Origin of the sequence: Paracoccus pantotrophus (assembly GCF_008824185.1) — a bacterium.
GTDB classification, from domain to species: domain Bacteria; phylum Pseudomonadota; class Alphaproteobacteria; order Rhodobacterales; family Rhodobacteraceae; genus Paracoccus; species Paracoccus pantotrophus.
The window spans coordinates 603,459-619,099 of sequence record NZ_CP044423.1 but is presented as its reverse complement, the minus strand read 5'-3'; the positions used below and the strand labels follow the sequence as shown (position 1 = coordinate 619,099).

Annotated in this window: 15 protein-coding genes; 7 read left to right on the top strand and 8 right to left on the bottom strand. The window is 68.7% G+C overall.

The window, feature by feature from the left end:
- Window positions 1-2: 2 nt before the first annotated feature.
- From ESD82_RS02935 to coaBC, 4 genes are read right to left on the bottom strand one after another with little or no spacing between them, the layout of a single operon-like run.
- Window positions 3-314, bottom strand: coding sequence for a heavy metal-binding domain-containing protein (locus tag ESD82_RS02935; protein WP_024842619.1), 312 nt, complete (start codon window positions 312-314; stop codon window positions 3-5).
- Window positions 311-1,837 (bottom strand): Fe-S cluster assembly protein SufB, encoded by a 1,527-nt coding sequence (gene sufB, locus ESD82_RS02930; RefSeq protein ID WP_024842618.1) that lies wholly within the window; start codon window positions 1,835-1,837, stop codon window positions 311-313. Before sufB ends, ESD82_RS02935 begins: the two co-directional genes overlap by 4 nt.
- Before the next feature lies 1 nt (window position 1,838).
- Window positions 1,839-2,906, bottom strand: a complete 1,068-nt coding sequence (locus tag ESD82_RS02925) for a cysteine desulfurase family protein (RefSeq protein WP_147429035.1) — start codon at window positions 2,904-2,906, stop codon at window positions 1,839-1,841.
- Window positions 2,903-4,174, bottom strand: coding sequence for a bifunctional phosphopantothenoylcysteine decarboxylase/phosphopantothenate--cysteine ligase CoaBC (coaBC, locus tag ESD82_RS02920; protein WP_147429036.1), 1,272 nt, complete (start codon window positions 4,172-4,174; stop codon window positions 2,903-2,905). The genes ESD82_RS02925 and coaBC overlap by 4 nt, the downstream gene beginning before the upstream one ends.
- A gap of 146 nt (window positions 4,175-4,320) precedes the next feature.
- Here coaBC and ESD82_RS02915 point away from each other — a divergent pair, with 146 nt between their 5' ends.
- Entirely contained in the window at window positions 4,321-5,835 is a 1,515-nt protein-coding gene (locus tag ESD82_RS02915) for a YifB family Mg chelatase-like AAA ATPase (RefSeq protein WP_147429037.1), read from the top strand.
- A gap of 112 nt (window positions 5,836-5,947) precedes the next feature.
- Here the strand turns inward: ESD82_RS02915 and gshB are convergent, their stop codons facing one another.
- The 3 genes from gshB to ESD82_RS02900 form a co-directional block, all read right to left on the bottom strand.
- Window positions 5,948-6,898 (bottom strand): glutathione synthase, encoded by a 951-nt coding sequence (gshB, locus tag ESD82_RS02910; RefSeq protein ID WP_024842614.1) that lies wholly within the window; start codon window positions 6,896-6,898, stop codon window positions 5,948-5,950.
- Between the two features lie 139 nt (window positions 6,899-7,037).
- Window positions 7,038-7,790, bottom strand: a complete 753-nt coding sequence (locus tag ESD82_RS02905; protein ID WP_024842613.1) for an RlmE family RNA methyltransferase — start codon at window positions 7,788-7,790, stop codon at window positions 7,038-7,040.
- A gap of 2 nt (window positions 7,791-7,792) precedes the next feature.
- Entirely contained in the window at window positions 7,793-8,917 is a 1,125-nt protein-coding gene (locus ESD82_RS02900) for a Ppx/GppA phosphatase family protein (protein WP_024842612.1), read from the bottom strand.
- A gap of 107 nt (window positions 8,918-9,024) precedes the next feature.
- On the opposite strand from ESD82_RS02900, the gene ESD82_RS21700 reads away from it, so the two are divergent.
- The 6 genes from ESD82_RS21700 to ESD82_RS02875 all read left to right on the top strand — a co-directional run bounded on the left by ESD82_RS21700 (window position 9,025) and on the right by ESD82_RS02875 (window position 15,297).
- The gene (locus ESD82_RS21700) at window positions 9,025-9,201 is read left to right on the top strand and encodes a hypothetical protein (protein WP_155987163.1); all 177 of its coding nucleotides are present in this window, start codon (window positions 9,025-9,027) and stop codon (window positions 9,199-9,201) included.
- Window positions 9,201-10,382, top strand: coding sequence for a vWA domain-containing protein (locus ESD82_RS02895; protein WP_147429038.1), 1,182 nt, complete (start codon window positions 9,201-9,203; stop codon window positions 10,380-10,382). Before ESD82_RS21700 ends, ESD82_RS02895 begins: the two co-directional genes overlap by 1 nt.
- Window positions 10,383-10,409: 27 nt before the next feature.
- Window positions 10,410-11,096, top strand: coding sequence for a M48 family metallopeptidase (locus tag ESD82_RS02890; protein ID WP_147429039.1), 687 nt, complete (start codon window positions 10,410-10,412; stop codon window positions 11,094-11,096).
- Window positions 11,097-11,149: 53 nt separating this feature from the next.
- A complete protein-coding gene (locus ESD82_RS22070; RefSeq protein WP_028709810.1) occupies window positions 11,150-12,349 on the top strand; it encodes a hypothetical protein in 1,200 nt (399 codons plus the stop codon).
- Window positions 12,346-13,701 (top strand): cytochrome P450, encoded by a 1,356-nt coding sequence (locus ESD82_RS02880; protein WP_147429040.1) that lies wholly within the window; start codon window positions 12,346-12,348, stop codon window positions 13,699-13,701. The genes ESD82_RS22070 and ESD82_RS02880 overlap by 4 nt, the downstream gene beginning before the upstream one ends.
- 234 nt (window positions 13,702-13,935) lie before the next feature.
- Complete coding sequence (locus ESD82_RS02875) at window positions 13,936-15,297, top strand: aminotransferase (protein WP_147429041.1); 1,362 nt, start codon at window positions 13,936-13,938, stop codon at window positions 15,295-15,297.
- Between the two features lie 15 nt (window positions 15,298-15,312).
- On the opposite strand, the gene ESD82_RS02870 is transcribed toward ESD82_RS02875, so the two are convergent.
- Window positions 15,313-15,582 (bottom strand): DUF3572 domain-containing protein, encoded by a 270-nt coding sequence (locus ESD82_RS02870; protein ID WP_024842607.1) that lies wholly within the window; start codon window positions 15,580-15,582, stop codon window positions 15,313-15,315.
- Window positions 15,583-15,641: the final 59 nt, after the last annotated feature.

Genomic DNA, 15,641 nt, shown 5'->3' with positions numbered 1-15,641 from the left:
TCCTATTCGACGCTTACGGCGGTGCCCGAGGCGGACACCATCAGCATGTTGTTGATGACTTCATAGTCCAGGTCGACGCCGACCACGGCATTGCCGCCCATCTGGCGGGCGCGGTCCTGCATCTCGGACAGGGCGGTTTCGCGGGCCGAGGCCAGCGCGGATTCATAGGCGCCCGAGCGGCCGCCCACGATGTCGCGAATCCCGGCGAAGATGTCGCGAAAGATGTTGGCGCCGATGATGGTCTCGCCCGTCACCACGCCGTGATAGGCGGTGATGCGGCGGCCCTCGATGCCGGGGGTGGTGGTGACGATCATCCGACCGAGCCCTCCAGGCTGATGGCGACCAGCGACTGCGCCTCCATGGCGAACTCCATCGGCAGCGCCTGCAAGACCTCGCGGCAGAAGCCGTTCACCACCAGGGCAACCGCCTCCTCCTCGTCCATGCCGCGCTGGCGGCAATAGAACAGCTGGTCGTCGTCCACCTTGCTGGTGGTCGCCTCATGCTCGACGCGGGACGAGGTGTTCTTGACCTCGATATAGGGCACGGTATGGGCGCCGCATTTGTCGCCGATCAGCAGGCTGTCGCATTGCGTGTAGTTGCGGCTGTTCTTGGCGCGCGGATGCATCGACACCAGACCGCGATAGGTATTCTGCGCCTGCCCGGCAGAAATTCCTTTGGAAACAATGCGTGAGCGGGTGTTCTTGCCAAGATGGATCATCTTGGTCCCGGTATCCGCCTGCTGGTGGTTGTTGGCGATGGCGATGGAATAGAACTCGCCCTGGCTTTCGTCGCCGCGCAGGATGCAGGACGGGTATTTCCAGGTGATGGCCGAGCCGGTCTCGACCTGGGTCCACATCACCTTGGCCCGCGCCTCGCGGCAATCGGCGCGCTTGGTGACGAAATTGTAGATGCCGCCCTTGCCTTCCTCGTCGCCGGGGAACCAGTTCTGCACGGTCGAATACTTGACCTCGGCATCCTCCAGCACGACGATCTCGACCACCGCCGCATGCAGCTGCGCCACGTCGCGCTTGGGCGCGGTGCAGCCCTCCAGGTAGCTGACGTAGGAACCCTTGTCGGCGATGATCAGCGTGCGCTCGAACTGGCCGGTATTCTCGGCATTGATGCGGAAATAGGTGGACAGTTCCATCGGGCAGCGCACCCCCGGCGGCACATAGACGAAGCTGCCGTCCGAGAAGACCGCCGAGTTCAGCGTGGCGAAGAAATTGTCCGATTGCGGCACCACCGAGCCCAGGTATTTCCGCACCAGCTCGGGATGCTCGCGGATCGCCTCGCTGATCGAGCAGAAGATCACCCCGGCCTTGGCCAGCTCGTCCTTGAAGGTGGTGCCGACGCTGACGCTGTCGAAGACCGCATCGACCGCGACCTTGCGGCCTTCGGCCGGCGCGCCCTCGGCGCCCTCGACGCCGGCCAGGATCATCTGCTCCTTCAGCGGGATGCCCAGCTTTTCATAGGTGGCCAGCAGCTTGGGATCGACCTCGTCCAGCGACTTGGGCTTTTCGGCCATGCTTTTCGGGCGGGCGTAGTAATACTGGTCCTGATAGTCGATCACGGGATAGTTCAGCATCGCCCATTTCGGCTCGGTCATGGTCTGCCAGCGGCGGAAGGCCTGCAGCCGCCACTCGGTCATCCATTCCGGTTCCTCGTTCTTCTTCGAGATCAGCCGGACGATGTCCTCGTTTATGCCCTTGGGGGCATATTCCATCTCGATCTCGGTATCCCAGCCGTATTTGTACGACCCCATGCTCTGGACGGTCTCGACGGTCTCGCGGTCTACGCCCTCGCGGATTTCGATTGCCTCGCCGATCTCTACAGTCATCTCAAACCTTTCCTGCGGTCGCCCGCCCATCATTCCTTTGCCGCCAGCGGCCATGCGCCGCAAGCCAGGCATCCGCAAAACGCATCACGTCCCGAGGCTCCGTCGCCGGGCCGATCGAGACGCGGATCGCATCGCCCGCCCATTCCTCCGCGATACCCATGGCCGTCAGAACCGAACTTGGCCGGACCTTGCCCGAAGAACAGGCCGAGCCTGCCGAGACGGCAAATCCGGCCAGGTCCATCTGCATCACCTGCGTCTCTCCGCGCCATCCCGGCGTCAGGATCGACAATGTATTGGGCAGGCGGCGGGCCTCGCGCCCCGGAAATGTAACCATTTCTGTCTGGGATTCCAGTGTAGCCATCAGGGAATCGCGCAGTTGCGACACTTTTTCCCCGATTCCTTGATCCAGATCATTCTGCGCCGCTTTTGCGGCCGCCGCAAAGCCCATGATGCCGATCAGATTCTCGGTCCCGGCGCGGCGGCCCTGTTCCTGCCCGCCGCCCTTGATGCGCGCCTCGACCTCGGTGCCGCGCCGGACCACCAGCGCGCCGATGCCGCGCGGACCGCCCAGCTTGTGGGCGCTGACGAAGCCGGCCTCGATTCCCAGCCAGTTGAAGGCGAAGGGGATCTTGCCGAAGGCCTGGGTCAGGTCGCTGACCGCCAGGCCCTGCGGCAGATCCTGGATCACGCCGGTCTCGGCATTGGCCAGTTGCAGCGTTGCGCGGCCCGGATCGGGAACCGAGACCCGCCCCGCCGGATCCGTTTGCAGCGCGGCCTCGCACCAGGCCAGCACGGCGGCATGCTCGACCGGCGAACAGGCCAGGCCCCGCCCCTGGAGCGCCAGCGCCGCCGCCTCGGTCGCGCCCGAGGTGAAGATCACGTCTGTCCCCTCGGCGCCAAGCGCCACGGCAATCTCCTCGCGCGCGCGCTCCAGCGCGGATTTCGCCGCCCGCCCCTCGGCATGGACCGAGGAGGGGTTGCCGACGATCTCGGTCGCCGCCAGCATCGCCTCGCGCGCCTCTGGGCGCAGCGGCGCGGTCGCGTTCCAGTCCAGATAGACCCGGCTCATGCGCGATCCTCCACCCGGCCCTCGCCGCCGTTCAGCGCCTCGGCGATGCGGCCGGCCAGCCGTCGCGCCACCTCGTCCTTGGTCAGCCGCGGCCAGCTTTCCGCCCCTTCCTCGGAAATCAGCGTGACCGCATTCTCGGTCCCGCCCATGATCCCGGTTTCGGGGTTCACGTCATTGGCGACGATCCAGTCGCAGCCCTTGCGCTTGCGCTTGCGGGCGGCATTGTCCAGCACGTCGTCGGTTTCGGCGGCAAAGCCCACCACCAGCGCCGGCCGGCCATGCTCCAGCCGGCTGATCCAGGCCAGAATATCCGGGTTCTCGGCGAATTGCAGTTGCGGCAGCTTGCCCGAGCCGTCCTTCTTGATCTTGCCCGGCCGGGCATTGGCGACATGCCAATCGGCGACGGCCGCGGCCATGACCGCGGCATCGGCCGGCAGGGCGGCCTCGACCGCCTCGCGCATCTCGCGCGCGGTCTGGACGGCGATCACCTCAACGCCCTGGGGCGGCGGCACCTCGGCCGGGCCGGTGACGAAGCTGACCCGCGCGCCCAGGTCGCGCAAGGCCGCGGCGATGGCCGCGCCCTGCGCCCCGCTGGAGCGGTTGGCGATATAGCGCACCGGGTCGATGGGCTCATGCGTGGGGCCCGAGGTCACGACCACATGCCGCCCCGCCAGCACGCGGGCAGGCAGCGAGACCACCGCCTCGGGCGGCAGGCGCAGCGGCCGGTCGCGCCCCAGCGCCGCACGGATCGCCTCCAGGATCGCCTCGGGCTCGGCCATGCGGCCAGGGCCGTATTCGCCGCAGGCCATGTCGCCCTCGTCCGGGCCGATGAAACGGATGCCGTCGTTTTCCAGCGTCTCCAGGTTGCGTTGCATCGCCGGGTGCTGCCACATGCGCACGTTCATCGCCGGCGCCGCCAGCACCGGCTTGTCGGTGGCCAAGAGCAGGGTCGAGGCCAGGTCGTCCGCCATCCCCGCCGCCATCCGCGCCAGCAGATTCGCCGTGGCCGGGGCGACCACCACCAGGTCGGCGGCGCGCGACAGCTGGATATGGCCCATCTCCGATTCGCGGGTCAGGTCGAACAGCTCGGTATGGCAGGGCGCCTCGGCCAGCGCCGAAAGGGTCAGCGGCGTCACGAACTCGGCGCCCGCCTGGGTCAGCACCGGCACGACCGCGCCGCCCTCGCGCCGGATCATGCGGACCAGCTCGGGTATCTTGAACGCGGCGATACCCCCGCCGACGATCAGCAATATGCGGCTGCCTTGCATGGTCGCTTCCCCTGTACCCCGTTTGTGCCCCGTGTCGTCCGCCCTGCACATAGGCGCAAGCGCGGCCCGGAACAAGCAAGCCAATTCCGTTAACCATTCTTTAAGCCCTGAAGGTTAAGCCTGCGGCCGTGCAGGGGAGAGTGCCAATGGCGGCGATTGCCTATACCGTGGCCTTCGACGGGGTCGAGGCGCGGCTGGTCGAGGTGCAATGTTCGGTCTCGCCGGGCCTGCCGGGATTCGGCATCGTTGGCCTGCCCGACAAATCGGTCAGCGAGGCGCGCGAGCGGGTGAAAGCCGCCTTCGGCGCGCTCTCCATCGCCATGCCCTCGCGGCGGGTGACGGTGAACCTGTCGCCCGCCGACCTGCCCAAGGAGGGGTCGCATTTCGACCTGCCCATCGCGCTTGCGGTGCTGGCGGCGCTGGAGATCGTCCCGGCCGAGTCGCTGGAACGGATGGTGGCGCTGGGGGAACTGGCGCTGGACGGCCGGCTTTCCCCGGTCGCGGGCGCCCTGCCCGCCGCCATGGCCGCGGCCGAGGACGGCCGGGCGCTGCTGGTGCCGCGCGCCTGCGGGGCCGAGGCGGCCTGGGTCGGCACCGTGCCGGTCCTGGCGCCGCAGAGCCTGCGCGAGGTGGTCGATCACCTGACCGACCGCGCGCCCCTGCCCCGCGCCGCGCCGGGCGAGTTGGCGGAACCCGTGTTCGGGGCCGACCTTGCCGAGGTCAAGGGCCAGGAACGCGCCCGCCGGGCGCTGGAGATTGCCGCCGCCGGCCGCCACCACCTGCTGATGATCGGCCCGCCCGGCGCCAGCAAGTCGATGCTGGCCACCCGCCTGCCCGGCATCCTGCCGCCGCTGAGCCCGCAGGAGGCGCTGGAGACCTCGGTGATCCATTCCGTCGCCGGGCTGCTGGCCGAGGGCGGCATCTCGCGCACCGCCCCTTTTCGCCAGCCGCATCACACCGCCTCGATGGCAGCGATGGTGGGCGGCGGGCGCAACGCCCGGCCCGGACAGGCGAGCCTTGCGCATAACGGCGTGCTGTTCCTGGACGAGCTGCCCGAGTTCGAACGTCGGGTCATCGACGCCCTGCGCGAGCCGATCGAGACCGGCGAGATCCATGTCTCGCGCGCCAATGCCCATATCCGCTATCCGGCGCGTTTCCTGCTGGTCGCGGCCGCCAATCCCTGCCGCTGCGGCGAGATCGCGGATGCCGCGCGCGCCTGTTCCAAGGCGCCGCGCTGCGGATCGGATTACCTGGGCCGCATCTCGGGGCCGATGATGGACCGCTTCGACCTGCGCATCGAGGTGCCGCAGGTCGCCATCGAGGATCTGGGCCTGCCTGCCACCGGCGAAAGCTCGGCCAGCGTGGCCGCGCGTGTCGCCGCCGCCCGCGCGCTGCAAACGGCCCGCTTTGCCGATCACCCGGCGGCGCGGGTGAACGCCGACGCCTCGGGCCGGCTGCTGGAGGAGATCGCGCCGCTCGACGGCGAATGCCGGTCGCTGCTGGCGCTGGCAGCCGAGCGGCTGGGGCTGACCCCGCGCGGCTATCACCGCATCCTGCGCAGCGCCCGCACCATCGCCGACCTGGACGCCTCGCCCGCGATCCGCCAGCCGCACCTGGCCGAGGCGCTGTCCTATCGCCTGCCCTTCGGTCGCCCGGATTGAGGGCCTGGCGAAGGCAGCGCGACCCCGTCGGGGTTCTTGCCACTCGCCCCTGCGCCGGTTTTCGCGGCGGCGGGGGCGAATCAGCCGCGATGCCCGGTCAGGCGGGCGGGGGTCAGCCCCGCTCGGCCAGCCGCCGCTCGATGGCCTCCCAGATCAGCGCCGCGGCGTTGATGCCGTCGAAACGCTCAAGCTCCTGGATGCCGGTGGGCGAGGTCACGTTGATCTCGGTCAGCCAGCCGTCGATCACGTCGATGCCGGTGAAGATCAGACCCTTTTCGCGCAGCACCGGGCCGATCCGGGCGCAGATCTCGTATTCGCGCTCGGTCAGGCCGATCTTTTCCGGGCGGCCGCCGACATGCATATTCGACCGCGCCTCGCCCTGGGCCGGGACGCGGTTGATCGCGCCGACCGGCTCGCCATCGACCAGGATGATGCGCTTGTCGCCCCGGACCACGGCGGGCAGGTATTTCTGCGCGATGATCGGCTCGCGGCTGTTGGCCAGGAAGGTCTCGACCAGCGAGGACAGGTTCGGATCGTCCGGCCGCATGTGGAAGATGCCGACCCCGCCATTGCCGTAGAGCGGCTTGAGGATGAAATCGCCGTGCCGCTCGCGGAAGGCGCGGATCTGCGCCAGCTCGCGGGTGATCAGCGTCGGCGGCGTCAGCTCGGGGAAGTCCAGCACCAGAAGCTTCTCGGGGCTGTTGCGCACCCAGAAGGGATCGTTGACGACATAGGTCGAGGGATGCACCCGGTCCAGCAGATGCGTGGTGGTGATATAGCCCATGTCGAAGGGCGGATCCTGGCGCAGCCAGACCACGTCGAACCCGGACAGATCGACATCGGCCCAATCGCCGAAGCTGACATGGTTGCCCTGTTCGCGCCGCAGGCTGATCGGCCGGCCGCGGGCCATCACCCGCCCCTCGCAATAGCTCAGCCGGTCGGCTGTGTACTGGAACAGCCGGTGGCCGCGGGCCTCGGCCTCCAGCCCCAGCCGGAAGGTGCTGTCCCCGTCGATCGAGACATGCTCGACCGGGTCCATCTGAAGGGCCACGTAAAGACTCATGCTATCATTCCCAGCCAGTTTCGCCCGAAGTTCTGGCAAGCACGGGCGGGGTTTGCAAGCGGCAGCGGCCCGGCCCCTTCGCAGCCGGGCCGGCACCCAGGCGCTTGCGTCCGGCGCGGGGCCGGCCTGGGGCGCGACTTCAGCCCTGGTCGGCCTCATCCGCCTCCCTGCCGCGGAAACCCTGCGCCACCACGAATTTCTCGGAGGAATCCGAGCGGCTGGCCGGCGGTTTCACATTCGCCACCTTGCGGAAATTGCGCTTGAGCATGGCCTGCATCTCGTTCTCGGCGCCGCCGGCCAGCACCTTGGCGACGAAGGTGCCGCCCGGCTCCAGCACGTCGAAGGCCAGCTGCGCCGCCGCCTCGACCAGCGCCACGATGCGCAAATGATCGGTGCCCTTGTGCCCCGACGAGGCCGCGGCCATGTCCGACATCACCACGTCGGCGCGCCCGCCCAGCCAGGCCTTGACCTGTTCGTCGGCGCCATCCGACAGGAAATCGAGCTGGTGGATCTCGGCCCCCGGAATCGGATCGACCTCTTGCAGGTCAACGCCCAGCACCCGACCGACCTTCTTGCCGGGCTTGTCGCCAAGCGCATTGACGCGCGCGACCGCCACCTGGCACCAGCCGCCCGGCGCGCAGCCCAGATCGACCACCCGCGCGCCCGGCACCAGAAAGCGATACTTGTCGTCCAGCTCCAGGATCTTGTAGGCGGCGCGGCCGCGATAGCCCTCGCGCTTGGCGCGCGCGACATAGGGGTCGTTCAGTTGCCGCTCCAGCCACAGCGTGCTGGACAGCTTGCGCCCCTTGGCCGACTTTACCCGCACCCGCAGGTCGCGCTGGCCGCGGCCCGAGCTTTTCCGTTCCGATCCCGGCTTCTTGCCTTCGCCCATCTTCAAGCCACCCCGTTCATTCCGTCCGGGGCCAGCACCCCGTCCCTGACCATCTGCACATAAAGCAACCCCTCGCGCAGGCCGCGATCCGCGACCGACAGCCGCGTCGTCGGCCAGACCCGCATCAGCGTCTGCAGGATCGCCGCGCCCGACATGATCAGCGCATGGCGCTCGCGTCCGATGCGGGGATCGGCGCGCCGCCCCTCGGGCCCCAGCGCCAGGTAATCACGGATCACCCGGTCGATCTGGGCCGTGGTCATGGTCAGCCCGTCCACCTTGGTCCGATCATAGCGGCGCAGGCCCAGATGGCTGGCCGCCACCGTGGTCACGGTGCCCGAGGTGCCGATGATCTGGAATCCTTCCCGCATGGTCTGGGCCAGGGAATAGGGTGTGAAATCCGCCAGCATCTCCTCGAAATGCCAGGACATCAGCGCGAATCGGCCCTGATCGTCCTCGACATCCTCGAACTGGTCGCGCAGCGTGGCGACGCCCAGCGGCACGCTGATCCAGTCCACCACCCGCGCCCCGCCCGGCTGCGGGTCGGCAAAACCGTTGCCCAGCCGCATAATCGCGCGCGACCGCTCCTTGGGCTCGACATCCTCGAGGTCGATCCAGACCAGCTCGGTCGAGCCGCCGCCGATATCGACGACCAGCAATTGCTCGGTGCGCTGGCTGACCAGCGGCGCGCAGGAGATCACCGCCAGCCGCGCCTCTTCCTCGGCGTCGATGATCTCGACCGGCAGCCCGGTCTCGCGCCGGATCATGCGCAGGAAATCGCGGCTGTTCCTGGCCCGCCGGCAGGCCTCGGTCGCGACCAGGCGCATGCGCGTGACCTTATGCGCCTCGAGCTTGCGCCGGCACACCTGCAAAGCATGCACCGTCCGCGCCATCGAGGGACGCGACAGCCTGCCTGATGCCTCGAGGCCGTGGCCCAGCTGGACCGGCTTCGAGAAACTGTCGACCACCTGGAACTGGCTGCCCGCGGGACGGGCAATCAGCATCCGGCAGCTGTTGGTGCCAAGATCCAAGGCCGCATAGAGCGGCCCGTCCTCGGCCGGGCGGGTGGCGAAAGGCTCGACCGTTTTTCTCGGGAACGCGTCCGCACCCGCAGGACGCCTGGGCGCCATGGTCACGCCCTCCGATAACAAGTTGGTCCGAAAGTAACCCGCGCCCGCCACGCCTTCAAGGGGGGCGATCAAAGGCGCGCCTCTCGACAGGGGCGCGGGGGCGGGCTATGCCCTGCCCCATGATCGTGATCGCCGCATTCCTGATTGGCGCAGCGATCGGCTGGATGCGCGCCGCGAAAGCCGGCGGCAGCCGCGCCGACAAGCTGCAATATGCCGCCGCCCATGCCCTGGCGCTGACCGTGCTGGGGGTGTTCCTGACCATATTGCTCAGCCGGATGGGCTGATGTTCCGGCCCTTCCTCGACAGTCTGCGCCGCCATGGGGTGCCGGCCAGCCTGCGGGAATACCTGGACCTGCTGGCGGGGCTGCAGGCCGGGCTGTCGGACTGGACGCCCGAGGGCTTCTATCACCTCGCCCGCGCCACCCTGGTCAAGAACGAGGCGCATATCGACCGGTTCGACCGCGCCTTCGCCGAAGCCTTCTCGGGCCTTGACGAGATCCCCATCGAGGCGCTGGTGAACGAGGTCTCGATCCCGCGCGAATGGCTGGAAAAGCTGGCCGAGAAGCTGCTGACGCCCGAGGAGCGCGCCGCGGTCGAGGGCACCGGCAGTTTCGAGGAGCTGATGAAGCGCCTGCGCGAGCGGCTGGCCGAGCAACAGGGCCGCCACCAGGGCGGCAACAAATGGATCGGCACCGCCGGCACCTCGCCCTTCGGCGCCTATGGCTACAACCCCGAAGGGGTGCGGATCGGGCAAGCCGAAAGCCGCCACCGCCGCGCCGTCAAGGTCTGGGACAAGCGCGAGTTCCGCGACTTCGACGATTCGGTCGAGCTTGGCACCCGCAACATCAAGGTGGCGCTGAAGCGGCTGCGGCAATGGGCCCGCCACGGCGCGCTGGAGGAGCTGGACCTGCCCGGCACCATCCGCGCCAGCGCCGAGCATGGCTATATCGACGTGCAGACCCGGCCCGAGCGGCACAATGCCGTCAAGGTGCTGCTGTTCCTGGACGCGGGCGGCAGCATGGACGACCATTCGCGGCTGGTGGACGAGCTGTTCTCGGCCGCCCGCGCCGAGTTCAAGCACCTGGAGCATTTCTATTTCCACAATTGCGTCTACGAGGCGCTGTGGAAGGACAACCGCCGCCGCTGGACCGAGACGACGCCGACCTGGGAGGTCATCAACCGCTTCGGCCGCGACTACAAACTGATCTTCGTCGGCGACGCCTCGATGTCGCCCTATGAGATCGCCGTGCCCGGCGGCGCCAACGAGCACTGGAACCCCGAATCGGGCGAGACCTGGCTCAAGCGCCTGCGCGAGACCTGGCCGGATCACGTCTGGCTGAACCCGGTGCCGCGCGCGCATTGGGGCCATACCCGCTCGATCGCCATGATCCGCGAGATCTTCGAGGACCGCATGCAGCCCCTGACGCTGGAGGGGCTGACCCAGGCCATGCGCCTCCTTGGCTAGGCGCCGCGCCATGCCCATATTGCGCATATGCTGAAGCTCACGCCGATCCTGCTGATCCTGCTTTATGCCGCCGCGATGTGGTTCTTTTCCGCATGGCGGCTCAAGGCCGAGCTGAACGCCAAGTCCACGCCGCTGCGCCATCCCCGGCTGCTGCCGATGCTGGAGCGGCTGGGCCGGGCCATGGACCTGCCCGAAGTGCGGGCGCATGTCTACGAGGTCGGCCATGTGAACGGGCTGGCCGCGCCCGACGGCCGCATCTTCCTGACCCGCGGCTTCCTCGACCGGCTGGACCGCGGCGAAGTGACCGAGGCCGAGCTGGCATCGGTCATCGCGCATGAGCTGGGCCATGTCGCCCATGGCCATACCCGGCGCCGCATGGTGGATTTCGCCGGGCAGAACGTGGTGCGCATGGTGCTGGCAGGGGTGCTGGGCCGTTTCCTGCCCGGCATCGGCGTCTGGATCGCCAATATCGCCGCCAGCGCCATTGCCGCCCGCCTGTCGCGCCAAGACGAATTCGAGGCCGACGCCTTCGCCAGCGCGCTGATGGTCAAGGCCGGGCTGGGCACCGAGCCGCAGAAAAGCCTGTTTCGCAAGCTCGACCGGCTGGCGGGCGCGGGCCGGGCGGGCGCGCCGGCCTGGCTGATGTCGCATCCGCCGGCCGAGGCCCGCATCGCCGCTATCGAGAGGCTCGAGGCGCGCTGGGAATTAGCCTAACTTGTCTGCGCGCGCGGATCGCGTATGCTGCGCGGGCAAACAGCTGATTTTCCATGACCCGCCCTTTTCGCCGCCGCATCCTTTACATCCCGGGCTATGACCCGATCCCGCCCCGCCGCTATCGCGAGCTTTACCGGCGCGAGGGGGCGGAACAGGCGCGCATCTCGGGCTATCATCTGGGCTTCGGCCCGCGCCGCGACCGCACGGGCTTCGGCTGGGGCGTCGCCGGCGATTTCGCCGGCCGGCAGGCCGAGGCCGAGTTCGAGGTGCTGGTCTGGGCCGACATCGTGCAGGGTTCGATGGGCCAGGGCATTCTCGCGACCTATGGCCAGCTTGTCCGCACCGCCTGGGCCTATGTCGGCTCGGGCGCGCTGATGCGGCTGATGCGGCTGCGCCGCGGCCCGGTGATCGCGGCGCTTTACCCGGTGGTCGTGCTGCTGGCGCAGCTGCTGGCCTCGGCGCTGGCCGGGGCGCTCATCGGCTGGGCGCTGGGGCGGATCACCGGCCTGGGCTGGTGGCTGGGCGGGCCGGTCATGCTGGCGCTGACCTGGGCCGGGCTGCATGCGTGGCGGCGCCTCGACGGCAGGATCTTCGCCTGGTACCTGATGCACGACTACGCCTTTACCGCCCAGGACCGCGGCGCCTATCCCCCGGCGCTCGAGGCGCGGCTGGCGCGTTTCGCCGAACGCATCGCCGAGGTGCTGGCCGGCGACTGGGACGAGGTGCTGGTGGTCGGCCACAGCTCCGGCGCCTATCTGGGCATCTCGGTGCTGGCCGACCTGATCCGCTCGGGCCGGGTGCCGGCACAGGGGCCGCGGCTTTCCTACCTGTCGCTGGGCCATGTCGTGCCGATGGCGTCGTTCCTGCCGCGCGCGAACCGGCTGCGCGCCGACCTGCGCTTTCTGGCGGCTCGGGACGAGCTTGACTGGATCGACGTCACCGCGCCGGGCGATGCCTGCTGCTTCGGCCTGTGCGATCCGGTCGCGGTCTCGGGGGTCGAGCCGCCCGGCCGCCGCCATCCGCTGGTGCTGTCGGCGGCCTTCACCCAAACGCTTTCCCCGCAAAAGCGGCGCGCACTGCGCGGGCGCTGGTTCCGGCTGCATTTCCAGTATCTCTGCGCCTTCGACCGGCCGGGCGATTACGACTATTTCGCCATTACCGCCGGGCCGCTGACGCTGGGCCGGCGTTTCGCCGGGCGCGCGCATTCGCCGGGCCGCATCGCCCGGCCCGTCAATCGCCGGGTAGCGACATGATCCCGCCCAAGCCACCGGCGCGGCCGGGAAAACCCTCGGTCTGGCGCTTCCTTCGCGATTTCCGCCGCGACATCCTGTCGGCGCAATCCGACCGGCTCTACCGCGCCTGGATGGCCGAGTTCCGCGGCCCCTTCATCCACAGCTTCACCTGCAACGACCCGGTGCTGGTCGAGCTGATCCTGCGAAAACGTCCGATGGATTTCCCAAAATCGCCGCGCATGGCGGCGGGTTTGCAGCCATTGCTCGGGAATTCCAGTTTCATCTCGAACGGCGAGACCTGGCTGCACCAGCGCCGCATCATCGATCCCGCCTTCGAGGGCGGCCGCCTGCGCGAGGCCTTCCCGGCGATGTGGGACGCGGCCCAGGCCGGCGTCGCGCGCCTGGCGCCGCTGGCCGACGGGACCGAGATCGACATCGAGCCGCTGACCAGCCACATCGCCGCCGACGTCATCTTCCGCACCCTGTTCTCGATCCCCATCGAGGACGCGACCGCCGCCCAGGTCTTCCAGGCCTTCCGCGACCATCAGGATGCCCAGCCGATGGTGAACCTGGGCGGGCTGATGGCCCTGCCCCGCTGGGCCCAGCTGCACACCCGCCGGGTGCGCGAGACGGCGCGCCGCATCCGCGGTCTGATCCGCCAGCTCGTCGCGGCCCGCGCCGCCGAGATCGCCGCCGGCAGCGCGCCGCAAGATCTCGCCACCAAGATCATGACCACGCCCGACCCGCAGACCGGCCGCAGCTTTACCGAGGCCGAGATGATCGACGAGGTCGCGACCTTCTTCCTGGCCGGGCACGAGACCGGCGCCTCGGCCTTGGCCTGGACGCTCTACCTGCTCGCCGAAAGCCCGGAATGGCAGGACCGGCTGGCGCGGGAGGCGCGGCAGAACCTCGCCCCGGATTTCGCCGCCATGCGCAACCTGCCGCTGGCCCGCGCCGTCTTCCGCGAGGCGCTGCGGCTCTACCCGCCCGCCGCCATGACGGTGCGGCAATGCCGCCGCCCCGAGACCCTGCGCGACCGCAAGGCGCCCAGGGGCGCGCAACTGGTGCTGTCGCCCTGGCACCTGCACCGGCACGAGCGGCTCTGGGACAATCCCGACCATTTCGACCCGTCGCGCTGGGAAACCGAGAACGGCAAGGCCCGCCAGCGCGACGCCTTCATCCCCTTCTCGGCCGGACCGCGCGCCTGCCCCGGCGCCGGCTTCGCCATGGTCGAGGGGCCGCTGATCCTCGCCACCCTCCTGCGCGCCTATCGTCTGGAACCCGGCCGCGACCGCCCGGTACCGATCATGCGGCTGACGCTGCGCGGCAAAGACGGCATCCGCCTGTGTCTTTTCCCAAGGCAAACGGGCTGACTCGCACCCGCCGTATCCAAAAAGCGCCGATGCCAGGGCATTTCTTCGTTCTCCAAATACCCATGCAACGCCGGCAACCGGCACGAATTTCGGCCAGCCCGCGCCGGCATTTCCACCGTCCGCCCCGGCAATTCGCCCGGCCGCGCCGCGGCGCCCCGGCACTTGGCGCAGCCCCCATTGAACCGTCCCCGGTGCCCGGCTAGCCTGCCTCCAAAGCAGATGGAGGCTGACGTCATGAACCAACCGCAAAGCTGGGAAGCCCGCGCCGAGACCTATTCGCTCTACGGCTTCACCGACATGCCTTCGGTCCATCAGCGAGGCACCGTCGTCGTGACCCATGGCGAGGGCCCCTATATCGTCGATGTGCATGGCCGCCGCTATCTGGATGCCAATTCGGGGCTGTGGAACATGGTCGCCGGCTTCGACCACAGGGGCCTGATCGAGGCTGCCAAGGCGCAATACGACCGCTTTCCCGGCTATCACGCCTTTTTCGGCCGCATGTCCGACCAGACCGTGATGCTGTCGGAAAAGCTGGTAGAGGTCTCGCCCTTCGAATCGGGCCGGGTCTTCTATACCAATTCCGGCTCCGAGGCGAACGACACCATGGTCAAGATGCTGTGGTTCCTGCATGCCGCCGAGGGCAAGCCGCAAAAGCGCAAGATCCTGACGCGCTGGAACGCCTATCACGGCGTGACCGCGGTTTCCGCCTCGATGACCGGCAAGCCCTACAACTCGGTCTTCGGCCTGCCGCTGCCCGGCTTCATCCACCTGACCTGCCCGCATTACTGGCGCTATGGCGAGGAGGGCGAGACCGAGGAACAATTCGTCGCCCGCCTGGCCCGCGAATTGGAGGACACCATCACCCGCGAGGGCGCCGACACCATCGCCGGCTTCTTCGCCGAGCCGGTGATGGGCGCGGGGGGCGTGATCCCGCCGGCCCAGGGCTATTTCCAGGCCATCCTGCCGATCTTGCGCAAGCACGACATTCCGATGATCTCGGACGAGGTGATCTGCGGCTTCGGGCGCACCGGCAGCACCTGGGGCTGCCTGACCTATGACTTCATGCCCGATGCCATCATCTCGTCCAAGAACCTGACGGCGGGCTTTTTCCCCATGGGCGCGGTGATCCTCGGCCCCGACCTCGCGAAACGGGTCGAGGCCGCCGTCGAGGCGATCGAGGAGTTTCCGCACGGCTTCACCGCCTCGGGCCATCCGGTCGGCTGCGCCATCGCGCTGAAGGCCATCGACGTGGTGATGAACGAGGGGCTGGCCGAGAACGTGCGCCGCCTCGCCCCCCGCTTCGAGGCGGGGCTGCAGCGCATCGCCGACCGCCCGAACATCGGAGAATACCGCGGCATCGGCTTCATGTGGGCGCTGGAGGCGGTCAAGGACAAGCCGAGCAAGACCCCCTTCGACGGCAATCTCTCGGTCAGCGAGCGCATCGCCAATACCTGCACCGACCTGGGGCTGATCTGCCGGCCGCTGGGCCAGTCCATCGTGCTCTGCCCGCCCTTCATCCTGACCGAGGCGCAGATGGACGAGATGTTCGAGAAGCTGGAAAAGGCGCTCGACAAGGTCTTCGCCGAGGTCGCCTGAGGCGGCGGGCGGCCCCTACCAGGGGTCGCCCCCGCCCAGCACGGCGCGCGCCAGCTGCACCCGCTGCGGCGCGATCTGCGCGGCCTGCGCGAAATCCAGCACGCGCTGGTCGTGCTCCAGCAGGAAATCCAGCACGAAGACGGCGAATTCCGGCCGCGCCGCCATGGCACGCAGCCCCGCCACGTCGCTGCCCGATTGCGCCAGCAGCGCCCCTACCAGTTCCGCATCCCCGGCAATATGGACAAAGCCCGCATCGGCTATGTCGCGCGCCTCGTTTCGTGTCATGCCATTCTCGCTTTCGTGAAGCCCGCCGCGAATTTCCTCGCAGCCGGAAAGGATTTGTT